We start from the raw sequence: 15,921 nt of genomic DNA, 5'->3' as shown, positions 1-15,921 counted from the left end.
CGAGCTATCGGTCTATCTCTACCGTAGCCCCCTCATCCCGCTGCCGCAGACTTCTCCCCGGCGGGGAGAAGAAACAAGGTGCACCCTCTCGCTCCACCGGATGCCTTGCTTTGGCTTTAGGCCCTATCCAGCGCTATCAGCCGTGCACCGGCGCTCCCCAACCACCCCAGATGTAGATGGCGAAGAACAGGAACAGCCAGACGACGTCAACGAAGTGCCAGTACCAGGCGGCGGCTTCGAAACCGAAATGCTGCTTGGGCGTGAAACCGCCGGCAATGGCCCGGAACAGGCACACGAGAAGGAACACCGTGCCGACGAAGACGTGGAAACCGTGGAAACCGGTGGCCATGAAGAAGGTCGCGCCATAGATCGAATTCTTGAAGTCGAACGGGGCGTGAATGTATTCGTAGACCTGCACCGTAGAGAACAGGACGCCGAGCGCGACGGTGAGAACCAGACCGGTGATCAGGCCCTTGCGGTCATTGTGCAGCAGGGCGTGGTGCGCCCAGGTGACGCAGGTGCCAGACAGAAGCAGGATGACGGTGTTGTAGAGCGGCAGGTGCCAGGGATCGATGACTTCGATACCCTTTGGCGGCCATTGACCGCCGGTATATTCGAGGCGGGACGCCTGAATGGCCTCATGCGGATAAAGGCTGGCATCGAAATAGGCCCAGAACCAAGCGACGAAGAACATCACCTCGGAGGCGATGAACATGATCATGCCATAGCGCAGGTGAAGCGAAACGACGCGGGTGTGGCTGCCCTCATTGGCTTCCTTGATCGTGTCCGCCCACCAGGCGTACATGGTGTAGAGCACGATGACGAGGCCGATATAGAAAAGCCAGGGATTGGCCAGTTCCGCGCCGAACAGCTTGAAGGAACCGCCCGACAGGTAACGCATGTAACAGACGCCGCCGAAGGTCAGGATGAAGGCGCCGATCGAGGCCAGAAGCGGCCAGGGGCTTGGATCTATGATGTGGTAATCGTGGTTCTTCTGATGCGTATCTGCCATTGCGACAATCCCCTGGTATCTCTTCCCTGATCCGGCCTCGGATAAAAGGCCAGATCTCCTCTCACAATTTGCTTTCGCCAGACTCGGTCTTTACCGGCAAGGACGCAACCGGTTTTTCGGTTTTGGCCGGATAAAACGTATAGGACAGCGTTAAAGTATGAATGCTCTTGGTTTCGCGCGCAGTGGCGATGTCGGGATCGACGAAGAAAACCACCGGCATTTCCAGCGTTTCACCCGGCTGCAGCGTCGTTTCGGTGAAGCAGAAACACTCCACCTTGTTGAAATAGGCGCCCGCTTCCATGGGCGTAACATTGAAAACCGCCGTTCCCGTGGTCGCCACGGGCGAACGGTTCGTCGCCTTGAAGGTGACCTGCACCGTCTCCCCGATCTTTGGCGTCACCTTCTTGTCAACGGGACGGAAATCCCAGTTGAGGCCGTTCGACGTATTGGCGTCGAAGGTGACGTTGATGGTCTTGTCGAGGATGACGTCGGAATATTGCTCGACGCGCTGGGTCGTGCCGTTATAGCCGGTGACGCGGCAGAACAGCGTATAAAGGGGAACGGCGGCATAGGCCATGCCGATCATGGCGCAGAAAAACACCAGACAGAGCACGAGGATCGAGCGGTTGCTCACCCGCTGCGTACCGGCCGTTGCCTTATCTGATCCGATATTTGTCCCAGTATTCGCCATGTCCTCCCCCTCCTCCGATCTCGTCCTCTTACCGTCAGGCCGTCAATGCGAACCGATCTTGATGATGGTGATGACGTAGAACAGCACCACCAGACCGGCGAGCAGGACGCCGAGCGCAATATTGCGCCCGCGTCTCGATTTTTTCTGCGCCGCGCTCAGTTCCACCGTTTCCATCACAGAACTCCCGAAATCACGGCCTTCAGGGCCGGAGCAAAATGATCGGCCAGAAGGCCGGAGAAGATGGCGAAGAGGTAAAGCACCGAATAGGCGAACATCTTCTTGGCGGGCAGCATCTTCTCGTCACCCTCAGGCATGCGCCGGACATCGAGCGAACAGTAAACGAAGATGGCGCTCAATACGGCCGCGAAAATGCCGTAACCACCGCTCGCCAGACCCGTGAAATAAGGCGCCACGGCAGCGGCAGCGGTCAGCACGGCATAAACGATCATCTGGTTCTTGGTGGAGCGCTCGCCCGCCACGTTCGGCATCATCGGAATGCCGACGGCGCCGTAGTCACGCATCTTGAAGAGCGCCAGCGCCCAGAAATGCGCCGGTGTCCACAAAAAGATGATGAGGAACAGGATGATGCTGTCAAGCGAAACGCCGCCGGTGACGCAGGCCCAGCCGAGCATGGGCGGGAAAGCGCCGGCAGCACCGCCGATGACGATGTTCTGCGGCGTCGAGCGCTTCAGCCACATCGTATAAACAACGGCATAAAAGAAGATCGTAAAGGCCAGCAGGCCGGCCGAGAACCAGTTGACCGCAAGGCCGAGAATGACCACGGAAAAGGCCGACAGCGTCAGCCCGAAGGCCAAGGCCTCGCGCGGCGCAATGCGGCCGGACGGGATCGGCCGCTTGGCGGTGCGGCTCATCACGGCATCGATATCGGCATCGTACCACATGTTGAGCGCGCCGGAGGCACCGGCACCGACGGCAATACAGAGAATGGCGATGAGCCCAAGCACCGGATTGATTTCGCCCGGCGCCAGCACGAGGCCGGCAAAGGCCGTGAAGACGACCAGCGACATGACGCGCGGCTTCAGCAATTCGAAATAATCGCGTGCGCCGGCTTCCGAGAGTTCGGAGCTTTCTGCGCCCAGCATTTCGCGATTGTCGATAACGGTCATTTCCTGTCCTGTTTTCTTTCAGATGACGCTTGCCGCGGCATCCCCTGCACCGGCCCGAAAAACGAAGATTATTTTCGGCATGTTCGGCGCGTCAGTTCCTGGGTCCGAATGTCGCGGGCGGGCGGCATCGGGTCGAACCAATGCCATTCGCCGGCTTTTCGCCGCGCCCATTCCGCCATTCGTCTGCGCCTGCTTCTTCATAAAGGCCAAAATTGGCATTTATCACATCCGGGCATGTATCATGTCGGACGGCGCGCTTCGCTTGGACAAAATGTCACGCAGCGGCGGATCCACCCGCCTGCGGAAACGGCATGGACGAAACCATGCCGCCCCGTATTCCGGCAACCGGAATGCACAGGCCTTGCCCGCGCCTTCCGGTCCGCGCATCAGCGAATGCGCGGAAGCTGTTCCCACTGGTGGTAAGGCGGCGGTGAAGACAGCTGCCATTCGAGCGTCGTCGCACCCTCACCCCAGGGATTGTTGCCGGCGATCCGCTTCTTGGCGAAGGCTTCCCAGACGCCGAAGAGGAAGATGCCGACGGCAACAGCCGAGATATAGGAACCATAGGAAGATACCAGGTTCCAGCCGGCATAGGCATCGGGATAATCGATGTAACGGCGCGGCATGCCGGCGAGGCCAAGGAAGTGCTGCGGGAAGAAGATCAGGTTCACGCCGATAAACATGACCCAGAAATGCAGCTTGCCGATGAACTCGCTATACATGTAGCCGGTGATCTTCGGGAACCAGTAATACCAGCCGGCAAAGATTGCGAAGACGGCGCCGAGCGACAGAACGTAGTGGAAGTGGGCCACAACGTAATAGGTGTCATGCAGCGAACGGTCGAGACCGGCATTGGCGAGCTGCACGCCGGTGACGCCACCGACCGTGAACAGGAAGATGAAGCCGATCGCCCAGACCATCGGGGTCGAGAAGGTCAGCGAACCGCCCCACATGGTCGCAATCCACGAGAAGATCTTGATACCCGTCGGCACCGCGATGACCATGGTGGCGAAGACGAAGTAACGCTGCGCTTCAAGCGACAGGCCGACCGTATACATGTGGTGGGCCCAGACGATGAAGCCGACGGCGCCGATGGCGACCATGGCGTAAGCCATGCCGAGATAACCGAAGACCGGCTTCTTGGAGAAGGTCGACACGATATGGCTGATGATGCCGAAGCCGGGCAGGATCAGGATGTACACTTCCGGGTGACCGAAGAACCAGAACAGGTGCTGGTAGAGGATCGGATCACCGCCGCCTTCCGGCGAGAAGAACGCCGTGCCGAAGTTGCGGTCGGTCAGAAGCATGGTGATGCCACCTGCCAGAACCGGCAGCGACAGCAGGAGCAGGAATGCGGTGACCAGAACCGACCAGGCGAACAGCGGCATCTTGTGCAGCGTCATGCCGGGGGCGCGCATGTTGAGGATGGTGGTGATGAAGTTGATCGCACCGAGGATCGAGGATGCGCCGGCGACGTGCAGCGAGAAGATCGCAAGATCCACCGCCGGTCCCGGCATGCCGCTGGTCGAAAGTGGCGGATACATGGTCCAGCCGCCGCCCACGCCGTAAGCACCCGCCGGACCTTCGACGAAGAGCGACAGGAGCAGCAGGATGAAAGCCGGAACGATCAGCCAGAAGGAAATATTGTTGAGGCGCGGGAAAGCCATGTCAGGAGCGCCGATCATGATCGGAATCATCCAGTTGGCAAAACCGCCGATCATGGCCGGCATGACCATGAAGAAGATCATGATGAGCGCATGCGCTGTCGTGAACACGTTGAACATGTGCTTGCCGCCGTCGATGGCGGCGTCGCCCTCGAAGCCGTAAACCATGGCGGCCAGACCGTGGAAGATCTGGATGCCGGGCTCCTGAAGCTCCATGCGCATGACGACGGAAAGCCCGCCGCCGACGATACCGGCAATGATCGCGAAGATCAGGTAAAGCGTGCCGATGTCCTTATGGTTGGTGGACAGGAACCAGCGGGCGAAAAAGCCCGGCGTATGGGAATGATGCGCATCATGCGAATGATCGTCATGCGCGTGCGCTTCATGTGCGGAATGACCATGCGAGTGATGATCGTCGTGTGTGGAAGGTCCAGCCATTGTCCTCACTCCAAGTCGTCAGTTGGTTTCGTTGGCGGCAACATCGACCGTGCGCGGAGCGCCGTCGACGGAGGCCATCAGCGCCCGGTTCGCGCCGTTCAGATCAGAAGCGGCGGCGGCGTGCCAGGCATTGTACTGCTGTTCGGAAACCACCCGAATGGCGATGGGCATGAAAGCGTGGTCCTTGCCGCAAAGCTCGGAACACTGACCGTAATAAAGGCCTTCCTTTTCCGGCTTGAACCATGTTTCGTTGAGGCGGCCCGGAACGGCATCGATCTTGACGCCGAAAGCGGGCATGGCGAAGGCGTGGATGACGTCGGTCGGAGCCGCCGTCACCAGAAGGCGAACGGTCTTGCCGACCGGAACGACCATTTCATTGTCCACCGCAAGAAGACGCGGATAACGGGCCTTGTCCTCCTTGCCCGCAGCCGCGCGATCCTGATCCTTCAGCATATAGCTGTCGAAGGAGAGCGGTTCGGCACCCTCGGCGGCGGCATATTCATAGCTCCACAGCCATTGCGTGGCGGTTGCCTTCAGCGTCAGGTCCGGGTTTTCCGGCTGCGTCAGCTGCGCGTTCAGAAGATTGAACGACGGGAAAGCGAGGAACAGGAGAATGAGAACCGGCGCGAGCGTCCACACCACCTCGATCGTCGTGTTATGACTGGTCTTGGAAGGCACCGGATTTTTCGCAGCGCGGAATTTCAGGGCGACGATAATGAGCAGCGCAAGAACGAAAAGCGTAACCGGAACAATGAACCAGAGCGTATATTGTTCGAACCAGCGTATTTCGTGCATGATCGGCGTGGCGGCCTCCTGCATGCCCATTTGCCAATGCACCGGCTGATCGGCGTGGGCGCCGACAGCCGTGAGCAGACAGGTCATCCCCGCCAGTGCTGCGTAAATCCTATTCGTCACGGTACCCTCTCCCTCACGCGTCTGATCTAGATCAATCACAGACGCAGAATCCATGCTTATGGTACTAACTTCAAACCACAGTTTGTCCTCTGCCGCAATATGCGTCGGGACACGGATGCGCCCCAATTTTGCCATTGGTCAATCCACGACCGACTTTCTCCGCCCCCATGCCCGACCGGACTGGCCGAACACAGTTTCAAACAGCGCAGATGCGACAAAGCCCCTTCTTCCGGCCGGTTTTGCCGCGCGTTTCGTCGCCGGATAATGAATGTCGCGGCGGCAAATCACACGTCCATACGGGCGGACAGGTCCTATTTCCGCCCAACTCCGCTGGAATTGAAGGCCTGAGGCTTTTTTTTCCGGATTATGGCGTCAAAATAGCCGCACTGATTCGAATCCCAGAGGTATCCATGCGTCTTTCCCCGCTCGCGCGCACTTTTCTTGCCGCCGCCGGTCTTGCCATCATCGCCCCCGCCGCTGCGGCGCTGGCGCAACAGCAGCCGCCCGGCACGCCGAAGTCGACGCATGGCGCATGGTCTGTCATCTGCGACAAGCCGGCCGGCGCCTCCGAAGAACAATGCGCCCTGATGCAGAACGTGATTGCCGATGACCGCCCGGAAGTGGGGCTTTCGGTGGTGGTGCTGAAAACCGCCGACCGCAAGTCGCGCATCCTGCGCATCCTCGCGCCGCTCGGTGTTCTCCTGAAGGATGGCATGGAGCTTTATATCGACAACAACAATATCGGCCGGGCCTATTTCACCCGCTGCTTCTCCGAAGGCTGCTATGTGGAAGTGGATATTGACGACGAGTTGCTGAAGGTTCTGCGCGCCGGCAAAGCCGCCGTTTTTGCCCTGCGTGAATCCGTCGATCAGGATCGCGTCGGCATTCCGATCGAGCTGACCGGCTTTGCCGAAGGCTACGACGCGCTTCCTTAAGGCCTCGTCGTCAACGCGCAGCCTTGCGTCTGCCCGCTCCAGTGCCTAAATCGGTCATGAACGATAATGACTGGAGCCTCCCATGACCGACGATCTTGTAAAACTCTTCGATTGCGATGAAACGCAATTGCGCAAGCTCGTCGCGGAAGCGCTTGCCGGTGCTGACGATGGCGAACTGTTCATCGAACATGCCCAGGCCGAATCGCTGACCTTCGACAATGGCCGCCTCAAGGGTGGCTCCTTCAACACCGACCAGGGCTTCGGCCTGCGCGCCGTTGCCGGCGAGACGGTGGGTTACGCCCATGCGGGCGAGCTTTCGGAAGGCGCGCTGAAGCGCGCTTCGGATGCGGTGGGCGCCGTTACCAGAGGTTATTCCGGCTCTTATGCCGCCGCACCCCAGCGCACCAACAAGAAGCTTTACGGCGACGAAAACCCGATCGGCAGCCCGAGCTTCGAGGAAAAGGTGAAACTTCTCACCGATATCGATGCCTATCTGCGCGACAAGAATGAGAATGTCCGGCAGGTGACGGCGACGATTTCCGCGAGCTGGCAGGTGGTGGATATTCTGCGCGCCGACGGTCATCGCGTCAGCGATATAAGGCCGATGACCCGCATCAATATTTCCGTGGTGGCCGGCGAAGGCGACCGGCAGGAAAGCGGCTCCTACGGCATTGGCGGCCGTGTCGGCTTTGGCGATTTCATAACCACGGAAAGCTGGCAGCATGGCGCGGACGAGGCGTTGCGTCAGGCGCTCGTCAACCTCACCGCCATCGATGCGCCGGCGGGCACCATGGATGTGGTGCTCGGCTCCGGCTGGCCCGGCGTGATGCTGCATGAGGCGGTCGGTCACGGTCTGGAAGGTGATTTCAACCGCAAGAAGACCTCGGCCTTTGCCGGGCTGATGGGCGAAATGGTGGCCGCTCCCGGCGTAACGGTCGTGGATGACGGCACCATCGACAGCCGCCGCGGTTCGCTGACCATCGATGACGAGGGAACGCCCTCGGCTTATAATGTGCTGATCGAGAATGGTCGGCTGGTGGGTTACATGCAGGACCGGCAGAACGCCCGGCTGATGGGCGCGAAGGCGACCGGCAATGGCCGCCGGCAGGGTTATTCCCATGTGCCGATGCCCCGCATGACCAATACCTACATGTTATCGGGCGACAAGACGCCGGAAGAGATCATCGCTTCGGTCAAAAAGGGTATCTATGCCGTTTCCTTCGGCGGCGGACAGGTGGACATCACCTCCGGCAAATTCGTGTTCGGCTGCACCGAAGCCTATCTGATCGAGAACGGCAAGATCGGTGCGCCGGTCAAGGGCGCGATGCTGATCGGCAACGGGCCGGACGCGATGAAGCGTGTCTCGATGATCGGCAACGATTCGAAACTCGATACGGGCATCGGCAATTGCGGCAAGGCCGGGCAATGGGTGCCGGTTGGCGTCGGCCAGCCGCATCTGCGCATGGACCAGATCACCGTTGGCGGCACGAAGGCGTAAGTCTTGCGGCTAGCGGCATAAGTTGATGCACAGCGCGGCGTCGTGATGTGGCGAAACCCACATCCGTCATTCCGGCCTTGAGCCGGAATCCAGCCGACGCGCGTCTGCGCGGCGAGAGAGTCCTTTCAGCCCAAGGACTTGGGCTGGCTGGATTCCTGTGACAAGCACAGGAATGACGGGAGGAAAATTGCGTGACACCAAAGGCTGAATCTGCCGCGACAATCTCAGCCCATAGCGTCGCCACCATCTCAGCCCGCAGCACCGCACATGGCTGCCATGATGAGGATTCCTCTGGCACGCCGCCGAGAAGACGATAAGATCGCCCTATTACGGCAGGCTCCTTCCCCATTGGCGGCCTGCGTGTCAAAGGAGACCATGACCATCATACGAAATGCCCTCGTCCCGGAACTTGCCGTCAGCGACTGGCAGAAAAGCCGCGCTTTTTATTGCGACCTGATCGGTTTTCATGTGGTGTATGAGCGGCCCGAAGAGGGCTTCACCTATCTGGCGCTGGGTGATGCGCAGCTGATGATCGACCAGATCGGCGCGACCCGGACCTTCGTGGCGGACAATGCCACGCTTGAATTTCCGCTTGGCCGTGGCATGAACCTGCAACTCGCCGTCCCTTCTCTGCAGCCCATTCTCTCCCGGCTGGAACGATCCTCGATCGATCTCATCATGCCGCTGGAGGAAAAATGGTACAGGCGCGGCACGGTCGAGGTCGGCAACCGGCAATTCATCGTCGCCGATCCGGACGGCTACCTCATCCGCCCGTTCGAGAGCCTCGGCGAACGCCCCTTCCGGTTCGGCTGAGCCAGCATGCTGCCTTTTCTTCCTCACGCCGTCGTTTTCGACATGGATGGATTGCTGATCGAAAGCGAGGCGCTCTATCGCGATTCATTTCTGGCGGCGTCAGATGAAGGCGGCCACGGAATGCGGGTCGAGACCTATCAAAAGGTCTGCGGCAGCCCCTGGGATGTCATCACCGGAACCATCTTCGCCGATTATGGTGCGGATTTTCCCATCGATGCCTTTCGGGATGCGTGGCTGCGGCATCTTGCCGTGATGATGGCGGAAGGCGTGGCGCTGAAACCCGGCGTCATCGACATTCTCGATCTCCTCGACAGGCTCGACATCCGCCGCGCCATCGCCACCTCCTCGCGGCACGATTCGGTCACGCGCCATCTCGGCCCCCATGATCTTCTCAAACGTTTCGACACCATCGTCGCACGCGGCGACTATAAGGAGCCGAAGCCCTCACCCATGCCGTACCTGACCGCCGCCAAGCGTCTCGACATCGATCCGGGCCGCTGCCTGGCGCTGGAGGATTCCTATTCCGGCGTCCGCTCGGCCACATCGGCGGGCATGATGACGATCATGGTGCCGGACGTTGCGCCGCCGACCGAGGAAATGCGGGAGAGATGCATCGCCGTATCGAGCGACCTTCATGCGGTTGCAGACCTCCTGCAAAAGGCGCAGCTTTCAGAGGTTTGAAAACGCGTCACATGGCTTTAGCCATTGGTCTTTATGGTAACGCGCATATCGGCTGACAGGCCGGTCCCGTTCGAATGCATTTGGGACGCATCCATCAACGGAGTGATCATGCTGCTTGTCGCCGTGTCGCTCGCAACGCTTATACTATTTGCTCTTTCCGCATTTCAGATTTCCCTTGCGGCGGGGGCGCCCTTTGGCCGCTTTGCCTGGGGCGGCGAGCACAGGGTTCTGCCCGCCACGCAGCGCCTTGCCAGCATGGCGTCCGTCGCAATCTATGCACTTGTCGCATCTTTTCCACTGCAAAAGGCAGGCTTCATCACTTTATGGCCGGCAGGCTGGATCGAAGCCGGCATCTGGATCACCGCCTGCACGCTTGCGGTGAGCATCGGACTGAACGCCATGTCGCGAAGCCGTGCAGAGCGGCGGGTCATGACGCCGGTGGCCGCCATTCTCGCAATTTTATTCTTTATCGTCTCGCTCTCATGATCGCAGCGGAGGCGAACCCGGCAGCGTAAAGGTCTGATTTCCCGCCGCAAACTGTCATACCAACGCCATAAAACGCCACTTCCGCTCTATCGCACCTTTGATATCGAGACCATTATAATGGGCCAGCAGCAGCACATGGCCGAGAAGATCGGCGGTTTCGTCGGCCAGATCCCGTTTCATCTCCTCCTTGCTCCTGCCCTTGATGCGCCCCCGCCCCGTCAACCGGTTCCAGGCCTGCGTGACCTCGCCCATCTCTTCCTGAAGCTTCAGCATGTACCAGTCCGGATCGCGGATGATCCCGTTTTCAGCAGCATATTTTTGCGACGCCTCTTCAAACTGGCGCATCATGACAGTGAGCATTTGTTCATCCTTTGTTCATGCTCTACAACTCTAATCACGATTCTCCAGCGGCGTCGACCGGAAAGGACATCGTGCAGCAATGAACGGAAATTTCCACGACAGGCGCCTGCGAGCAGGATAGAGAAAAGGTATTCGAAAAACCGTGCCATCCTCCATGTCTCCGCTCGACTTCTTCTCGGCCCTCATCACCGCGCATAGTCCGTCGCTGCTCGCCATGTTTGCGGGCGCCGCCTTTCTGGCCGGCCTCGCCCGTGGCTTTTCCGGTTTTGGCGCGGCCCTCATCTTCATTCCGCTTGCGAGCGCCATTGTCGGGCCACGCATCGCCTCGGTGGTTCTTCTAGTGGTGGACGGTGTTTTGACGCTTGGCATGATACCGCCCGCCTGGCGCATGGCGGACCGGCGCGAGGTATTCACCATGGCGGCCGGCGCGCTTGTCGGCGTGCCGCTTGGCACCCTGCTGCTTTCAAACGGCGATCCGCTGACGCTGCGCTGGATCATCTCCGTCGTGGTCGTCGTGCTTTTGCTGTTTCTGGTTTCCGGCTGGCGGTACAGCGGCCGGCCGAAGACGCCGCTGACGCTCGTTACCGGGCTTGTCGCCGGGCTGTTTTCGGGGGCGGCGCAATTGGGTGGTCCGCCCATTGTTGCCTATTGGCTTGGCGGCGCGCTCAAGGGCGCCTTCGTGCGCGCCAATGTCATTCTCTATTTCGCGATCTCGACCGTCATCTCCGCCACCAGCTATTTTTTCAGCGGTCTGTTCACGGCCGATGTCTTCGTGTTTTTCCTGCTGGCACTGCCGTTTTACGGGGCGGGTCTTTACGCCGGCGCGCGATTGCACGGGCTGGCCGACGAGGCGGCGTTCAGGCGTATCTGCTACGGCTTGATCGCCATTTCCGCCGTTATCGGCCTGCCGCTCTTCGATTCGCTGCTGAAGTAAGCAGAGAGAAGGGACTGCCTTCAACTGCAACAACAGTGCGCTTGCTTTTCCGTCATCCTCGCCCTTGAGGCGAGGATCCACAATCAGGCGCGACCATGGATCCTCGGGTCAAGCCCGAGGATGACGTCGAGTTTGACGTGAGATTTCACGAACAGTCCGAACGGCCCATCTTTGCCGCATTCAAGGATACATGCGGACCTTGGACCATGCCGCATCTGGCGTCTCGCGGCGGAATTCAACGCGGTCGTGCAGGCGGAACTTGCGGTCGTGCCAGAATTCGATGCTGACGGGGCGAATGCGGAACCCGGACCAGTAGGACGGGCGCGGAATATCGCCGATCGCATATTTGGCGGTATATTCGGCGACGGCCTTTTCCAGCGCGAAACGGCCTTCCAGCGGCCGCGACTGCTTCGACGCCCAGGCGCCGATGCGGCTGCCGCGCGGGCGCGAAGCGTAATAAGCGTCCGCTTCCGCGTCGGTGACGATCTCCACCTCCCCGCGCAGGCGCACCTGCCGCCGCAGGCTTTTCCAGTGGAAACACATGGCCGCTTTTTTCTGGCCGAGGATCTCGCGTCCCTTCTGGCTTTCGAAATTCGTATAGAAAACGAAGCCGCGATCATCGACGTCCTTCAGCAGCACCATACGCACATTCGGCAGGCCGTTTTCGTCCACGGTTGCGAGTGCGACCGCGTTCGGATCGTTGATTTCGGAGGCCGCCGCATCCTTCAGCCATTCGGCAAAAAGCGTGAACGGTTCATTTTCTTCAGTGAAGTCACTGGATGTTAACCCCGTTTCCGACATATTGACTAAAATGCTCCCGAGCTGATTTGGACCCCAGAGATGATCTCTGGTGAAAGATGGTGACCGTCATAGCAAAGTCGAACAGTCGAACAAAGGGCCTCCTTTCGTCGATCGCGGAAGTTTCCGCTGTCGTGTCAATGCTCGTGGTGCTGAGCGGCTGCGTCAGCCTCGACCTGTTCGGCGGCGACAAGGTCGACCGCTCACTTTCCACCGCTTCCGTTCCCAACCAGCAGAATAACGGGCCGCAGACCGACGACGCGACCATCCGCAATGCGGTGACATCGGCGGATCTGGCCAAACTCGCCGACCAGCCATTGCCCTGGGCCAATGCCGCAACCGGCAGCGCCGGCGTCGTCACCGCCATTCACGAAGACAAATCCAGCGGTTTCGTCTGCCGCGAATTCAGGACGACACGCCACTCCTTTGAGGGCGTTGCAGCCTATGCGGGCCAGGCCTGCCTGTCGGAAACCGGCGAATGGCTGCTGACCCGCTTCGAGCAGAAATAATCTGTTTACCTTGGTGCATGTAATAGGGCCGGCCTCGGCGCAGCGCGCATTCCCCGTAAAGAACTGATTAGCAACTTATTGCAACAGTCGACGTTGATTAAACCGAGGGCGTGCAGGCGAATGATCGCCGGCATCCCTTTTCGGAGGGGTGAGTTTCAGGATTGCGCCATGAGCGGCAGCATGCGCCTGAGCCAACGTAACTGGTGTTTCGCATGCGCGATCCATATTCGATCCTCGGCGTGAAACGTGACGCCCGCCACGAGGAAATCAAGGCCGCCTGGCGCACGAAGGCGAAAACCGTCCATCCGGACGCCAATCGCGACGACCCCGATGCCTCGGCGCGATTCGCCGAGATCGGACAGGCCTATGATCTTCTGAAAGACCCCAAAAAACGCGATCTTTACGACCAGGCCCGCAGGGCGGCCGAAAAGAAGCAGCGCGGCGAAACCATCATGCAGCAGCGGGAGGCGGCGCGCGAGGCTGCCGAGCGCGCCAAGGCGGCCGAGAAGCTGATGGAGGAACTGGCCCGTGCGGACGCCCGCAACCGGGCACAGACCGGCCAGAAAACCGACGCCAGGGCGGAAACCGCCGAAGATATCGTCGAGCGGATTTTCGGTGCAGAGGCACAGAACGACCCGAAGGTGCAGCAGGCGGCGGAAGCCGCGAAAGCTGCGGCACAAGGCGCGAGAGGCGACGTGCCGGGCGCCGGTGAAACGGCGCAACCCGTCACAGGTGACGACAAATCCGCCCCCACCTCGCTTGCCGCCAATCTCTTCAGCGCGCTCGTGCGCCGTTTCCGGCCCGCGCAGCCAACGCCTGAAAAAGCGCCCGATATCACGGCCGAAGCCACCGTCACCGTCGCCGATCTTCTCGAGCGCAAATGGATCACGGTTGCGCTTGCCGAGGAAAAGGAAGCCCGTTTTCAGCTCGAGCCGGGCATGACGGACGGTCATGTGGTGCGGCTTAAGGGACAGGGGCTGAAGCTTCCCAACATGGCGCGTGGCGATCTTGCCGTGACATTGCTCGCCGCCCGCGATGAGGCTTTTTCGGTTCGCGGCTTCGATATTCACACAACTTTGCCGATCTCGCTCAGCGATGCAGTTCTGGGTTGCGAAACGAAGGTGAAGACACCGCTGGGCGAGGAAAGTCTCAGCATTCCGGCCTGGTCCGGTTCGGACCGCGTGCTGAGGCTCGCCGGCAAAGGCCTTGCCGATGGCAAGGGGGAATCTGGCGATCTCGTCATCGAATTGCGCATCGTCCTGCTTGAAAAGCCGGATGAAAAGGTGACCGATCTCATGCGGCACATGCGCGAAGGCCTTTATTTGTGAAAGTTTTGCGAATAGCCGGGACAACGCACCCTTTGTTACGCTCCCTAACAGTTGATGATCTTTGGCAATCTTGAACAGGATTGCAGCCTATGCCATAGGCAGGATCAATCGAAAGTATCAGGGAGCATAAAATGGCTCAGGCATCCGGCCTCATGGCTGGCAAACGCGGCCTCATCATGGGCGTCGCCAATAATCGTTCAATCGCTTGGGGCATTGCCAAGGCTTGCGCGGACGCAGGCGCGGAACTCGCACTCACCTGGCAGGGCGATGCGCTGAAGAAGCGCGTCGAGCCCTTGGCGCAGGAACTCGGTGCATTCATGGCCGGCCACTGTGACGTGACCGATCTCGAGACGATCGATGCGGTTTTTGCCGGGCTGGAAAAGCACTGGGGCAAGATCGACTTCGTCGTGCACGCCATCGCTTTCTCCGACAAGGACGAGTTGACCGGCCGTTATCTCGACACCAGCCGCGACAATTTCAACCGCACCATGGACATTTCCGTCTTCTCGCTGGCCGCCGTTGCCAAGCGTGCCGAGCCTGTCATGAATGATGGCGGCTCGATCGTCACGCTGACGTATTACGGCGCCGAGAAGGTCATGCCGAACTACAACGTCATGGGCGTGGCCAAGGCCGCACTCGAGGCCAGCGTGCGTTATCTCGCCGTCGACCTCGGCAATCGCGGCATCCGCGTCAACGCCGTTTCCGCCGGCCCGATCAAGACGCTTGCCGCTTCCGGTATTGGCGACTTCCGTTACATTCTGAAATGGAACGAATATAATGCGCCGCTGAAGCGTACAGTTTCCATCGAGGAAGTCGGCAAGTCCGCGCTGTACCTTCTGTCCGACCTTTCGACCGGTGTGACCGGCGAAATCCACCATGTGGATTCCGGTTACCACACCATCGGCATGAAGGCGGTGGATGCGCCTGACATTTCGGTGGTCAAGGACTAAGCCTGAAAAGTGTAAGAACGGGGTATCGCCTTGCTCGTCTATGTGATCCGGCACGGACAAACGGACTGGAATGCGATACGCCGGCTTCAGGGCCAGAAAGACATTCCGCTCAATGATTTCGGCCGCCAGCAGGCGGTCGGCAACGGCAAGGTTCTGGCGCGTATCCTTGGTGCTACAGCCGATGATTTCGATTACGTGGCAAGCCCGCTCGGGCGCACGCGCGAGACCATGGAACTGATGCGCGGGGCCATGGGGCTCGATCCCAAGGCCTACCGCACCGATGACCGTCTCGTCGAAGTGTCCTTCGGCGACTGGGAGGGCCAGACCCTGCCGGAACTGAAAAAAGAATTTCCGGACCGGGTGAAGGCGCGCAAGGCCAATAAGTGGGACTTCATTCCCCCCGGGCAGGACGCGGAAAGCTATGAAATCCTGTCATGGCGCATCGGCGCATGGCTTTCCTCCGTCGAGGTACCAACCGTCTGCGTCTGCCATGGCGGCGTGATCCGCTCCATCTTCCGGCTCGTATCGGGCATGGACAAGGACGAAGCCTCAAGAACGCAAATCCCGCAGGACCGGATTTTGAAAGTCGAAATCGACAGGAATAGTGCGGATTGGATTTCGTGAGGCTAGTTGCGGACAGCGCGTGAACCACTGTCTCTCATAGTCGCCCTTTAGGCTTTAGATGTCGCACGGCGTTGCCGCTGGTTTCTTCTCCCCGCCGGGGAGAAGGTGGCCCGAAGGGTCGGATGAGGGGGCACCCTCTCCGAATATCTCTACCCTCG

18 protein-coding genes are annotated in these 15,921 nt (G+C 59.9%); 10 read left to right on the top strand and 8 right to left on the bottom strand.

Going from position 1 to position 15,921, the window contains the following annotated elements; genetic code table 11:
• Window positions 1-136: 136 nt before the first annotated feature.
• From AGR13A_RS03535 to coxB, 6 genes are all read right to left on the bottom strand, one after another.
• On the bottom strand, window positions 137-1,012 hold the full coding sequence (locus AGR13A_RS03535; RefSeq protein WP_035218555.1) for a cytochrome c oxidase subunit 3: 876 nt from the start codon (window positions 1,010-1,012) through the stop codon (window positions 137-139).
• A 61-nt stretch (window positions 1,013-1,073) separates the two neighbouring features.
• Window positions 1,074-1,703, bottom strand: coding sequence for a cytochrome c oxidase assembly protein (locus AGR13A_RS03530; protein ID WP_035218556.1), 630 nt, complete (start codon window positions 1,701-1,703; stop codon window positions 1,074-1,076).
• A gap of 42 nt (window positions 1,704-1,745) precedes the next feature.
• The gene (locus tag AGR13A_RS25090) at window positions 1,746-1,877 is read right to left on the bottom strand and encodes a hypothetical protein (RefSeq protein ID WP_003509137.1); all 132 of its coding nucleotides are present in this window, start codon (window positions 1,875-1,877) and stop codon (window positions 1,746-1,748) included.
• Window positions 1,877-2,830: a heme o synthase gene (locus AGR13A_RS03520; protein WP_035218558.1), complete on the bottom strand. Its 954-nt coding sequence runs from the start codon at window positions 2,828-2,830 to the stop codon at window positions 1,877-1,879. The genes AGR13A_RS25090 and AGR13A_RS03520 overlap by 1 nt, the downstream gene beginning before the upstream one ends.
• A 386-nt stretch (window positions 2,831-3,216) precedes the next feature.
• Complete coding sequence (gene ctaD / locus AGR13A_RS03515; protein WP_080833699.1) at window positions 3,217-4,932, bottom strand: cytochrome c oxidase subunit I; 1,716 nt, start codon at window positions 4,930-4,932, stop codon at window positions 3,217-3,219.
• Between the two features lie 18 nt (window positions 4,933-4,950).
• Complete coding sequence (gene coxB / locus AGR13A_RS03510) at window positions 4,951-5,814, bottom strand: cytochrome c oxidase subunit II (protein WP_080833697.1); 864 nt, start codon at window positions 5,812-5,814, stop codon at window positions 4,951-4,953.
• A 443-nt stretch (window positions 5,815-6,257) separates the two neighbouring features.
• Between coxB and AGR13A_RS03505 the strand changes: the two genes are divergently transcribed.
• From AGR13A_RS03505 to AGR13A_RS03480, 5 genes are all read left to right on the top strand, one after another.
• Complete coding sequence (locus tag AGR13A_RS03505; protein WP_003494243.1) at window positions 6,258-6,782, top strand: invasion associated locus B family protein; 525 nt, start codon at window positions 6,258-6,260, stop codon at window positions 6,780-6,782.
• Between the two features lie 82 nt (window positions 6,783-6,864).
• Window positions 6,865-8,280 (top strand): metalloprotease TldD, encoded by a 1,416-nt coding sequence (gene tldD, locus AGR13A_RS03500; RefSeq protein ID WP_080833695.1) that lies wholly within the window; start codon window positions 6,865-6,867, stop codon window positions 8,278-8,280.
• Between the two features lie 375 nt (window positions 8,281-8,655).
• Window positions 8,656-9,093 (top strand): bleomycin resistance protein, encoded by a 438-nt coding sequence (locus AGR13A_RS03490; protein ID WP_080833693.1) that lies wholly within the window; start codon window positions 8,656-8,658, stop codon window positions 9,091-9,093.
• Window positions 9,094-9,099: 6 nt separating this feature from the next.
• A complete protein-coding gene (locus tag AGR13A_RS03485; RefSeq protein ID WP_080833691.1) occupies window positions 9,100-9,774 on the top strand; it encodes an HAD family hydrolase in 675 nt (224 codons plus the stop codon).
• Window positions 9,775-9,882: 108 nt separating this feature from the next.
• Entirely contained in the window at window positions 9,883-10,260 is a 378-nt protein-coding gene (locus tag AGR13A_RS03480; RefSeq protein ID WP_080836488.1) for a hypothetical protein, read from the top strand.
• Between the two features lie 54 nt (window positions 10,261-10,314).
• Here the strand turns inward: AGR13A_RS03480 and AGR13A_RS03475 are convergent, their stop codons facing one another.
• A complete protein-coding gene (locus tag AGR13A_RS03475) occupies window positions 10,315-10,620 on the bottom strand; it encodes a MazG nucleotide pyrophosphohydrolase domain-containing protein (RefSeq protein ID WP_080833690.1) in 306 nt (101 codons plus the stop codon).
• Between the two features lie 154 nt (window positions 10,621-10,774).
• Here AGR13A_RS03475 and AGR13A_RS03470 point away from each other — a divergent pair, with 154 nt between their 5' ends.
• Complete coding sequence (locus tag AGR13A_RS03470) at window positions 10,775-11,554, top strand: sulfite exporter TauE/SafE family protein (RefSeq protein WP_167377392.1); 780 nt, start codon at window positions 10,775-10,777, stop codon at window positions 11,552-11,554.
• Between the two features lie 180 nt (window positions 11,555-11,734).
• On the opposite strand, the gene pdxH is transcribed toward AGR13A_RS03470, so the two are convergent.
• The gene (gene pdxH, locus AGR13A_RS03465) at window positions 11,735-12,355 is read right to left on the bottom strand and encodes a pyridoxamine 5'-phosphate oxidase (protein ID WP_080833688.1); all 621 of its coding nucleotides are present in this window, start codon (window positions 12,353-12,355) and stop codon (window positions 11,735-11,737) included.
• Window positions 12,356-12,411: 56 nt separating this feature from the next.
• Here pdxH and AGR13A_RS03460 point away from each other — a divergent pair, with 56 nt between their 5' ends.
• From AGR13A_RS03460 to AGR13A_RS03445, 4 genes are all read left to right on the top strand, one after another.
• The gene (locus tag AGR13A_RS03460) at window positions 12,412-12,861 is read left to right on the top strand and encodes an RT0821/Lpp0805 family surface protein (protein WP_035218578.1); all 450 of its coding nucleotides are present in this window, start codon (window positions 12,412-12,414) and stop codon (window positions 12,859-12,861) included.
• A 212-nt stretch (window positions 12,862-13,073) separates the two neighbouring features.
• Window positions 13,074-14,189 carry a DnaJ C-terminal domain-containing protein gene (locus tag AGR13A_RS03455; protein WP_080833686.1) on the top strand — a complete coding sequence of 372 codons (1,116 nt, stop codon included), beginning with the start codon at window positions 13,074-13,076 and terminating at the stop codon, window positions 14,187-14,189.
• A 131-nt stretch (window positions 14,190-14,320) separates the two neighbouring features.
• Window positions 14,321-15,139: an enoyl-ACP reductase FabI gene (gene fabI / locus AGR13A_RS03450; RefSeq protein WP_003494220.1), complete on the top strand. Its 819-nt coding sequence runs from the start codon at window positions 14,321-14,323 to the stop codon at window positions 15,137-15,139.
• A gap of 30 nt (window positions 15,140-15,169) precedes the next feature.
• Window positions 15,170-15,763: a histidine phosphatase family protein gene (locus tag AGR13A_RS03445; RefSeq protein ID WP_035218582.1), complete on the top strand. Its 594-nt coding sequence runs from the start codon at window positions 15,170-15,172 to the stop codon at window positions 15,761-15,763.
• Window positions 15,764-15,921: the final 158 nt, after the last annotated feature.

Origin of the sequence: Agrobacterium genomosp. 13 str. CFBP 6927 (assembly GCA_900012615.1) — a bacterium.
Lineage (GTDB): Bacteria > Pseudomonadota > Alphaproteobacteria > Rhizobiales > Rhizobiaceae > Agrobacterium.
The sequence above is the reverse complement of the archived record's forward strand: the minus strand, read 5'-3'. Positions and strand labels throughout refer to the sequence as shown.

What these genes read in the sequence shown, in the direction of transcription:
- pdxH (WP_080833688.1), bottom strand. Translation starts at nt 12,355, where the DNA reads ATGTCGGAAACGGGGTTAACATCCAGTGACTTCACTGAAGAAAATGAA.
- AGR13A_RS03485 (WP_080833691.1), top strand. Translation starts at nt 9,100, where the DNA reads ATGCTGCCTTTTCTTCCTCACGCCGTCGTTTTCGACATGGATGGATTG.
- fabI (WP_003494220.1), top strand. Translation starts at nt 14,321, where the DNA reads ATGGCTCAGGCATCCGGCCTCATGGCTGGCAAACGCGGCCTCATCATG.
- AGR13A_RS03480 (WP_080836488.1), top strand. Translation starts at nt 9,883, where the DNA reads ATGCTGCTTGTCGCCGTGTCGCTCGCAACGCTTATACTATTTGCTCTT.
- AGR13A_RS03475 (WP_080833690.1), bottom strand. Translation starts at nt 10,620, where the DNA reads ATGCTCACTGTCATGATGCGCCAGTTTGAAGAGGCGTCGCAAAAATAT.
- AGR13A_RS03460 (WP_035218578.1), top strand. Translation starts at nt 12,412, where the DNA reads ATGGTGACCGTCATAGCAAAGTCGAACAGTCGAACAAAGGGCCTCCTT.
- AGR13A_RS03530 (WP_035218556.1), bottom strand. Translation starts at nt 1,703, where the DNA reads ATGGCGAATACTGGGACAAATATCGGATCAGATAAGGCAACGGCCGGT.
- coxB (WP_080833697.1), bottom strand. Translation starts at nt 5,814, where the DNA reads ATGACCTGTCTGCTCACGGCTGTCGGCGCCCACGCCGATCAGCCGGTG.
- AGR13A_RS03470 (WP_167377392.1), top strand. Translation starts at nt 10,775, where the DNA reads ATGTCTCCGCTCGACTTCTTCTCGGCCCTCATCACCGCGCATAGTCCG.
- AGR13A_RS03455 (WP_080833686.1), top strand. Translation starts at nt 13,074, where the DNA reads ATGCGCGATCCATATTCGATCCTCGGCGTGAAACGTGACGCCCGCCAC.
- tldD (WP_080833695.1), top strand. Translation starts at nt 6,865, where the DNA reads ATGACCGACGATCTTGTAAAACTCTTCGATTGCGATGAAACGCAATTG.
- AGR13A_RS03535 (WP_035218555.1), bottom strand. Translation starts at nt 1,012, where the DNA reads ATGGCAGATACGCATCAGAAGAACCACGATTACCACATCATAGATCCA.
- AGR13A_RS03490 (WP_080833693.1), top strand. Translation starts at nt 8,656, where the DNA reads ATGACCATCATACGAAATGCCCTCGTCCCGGAACTTGCCGTCAGCGAC.
- AGR13A_RS03520 (WP_035218558.1), bottom strand. Translation starts at nt 2,830, where the DNA reads ATGACCGTTATCGACAATCGCGAAATGCTGGGCGCAGAAAGCTCCGAA.
- AGR13A_RS25090 (WP_003509137.1), bottom strand. Translation starts at nt 1,877, where the DNA reads ATGGAAACGGTGGAACTGAGCGCGGCGCAGAAAAAATCGAGACGCGGG.
- ctaD (WP_080833699.1), bottom strand. Translation starts at nt 4,932, where the DNA reads ATGGCTGGACCTTCCACACACGACGATCATCACTCGCATGGTCATTCC.
- AGR13A_RS03505 (WP_003494243.1), top strand. Translation starts at nt 6,258, where the DNA reads ATGCGTCTTTCCCCGCTCGCGCGCACTTTTCTTGCCGCCGCCGGTCTT.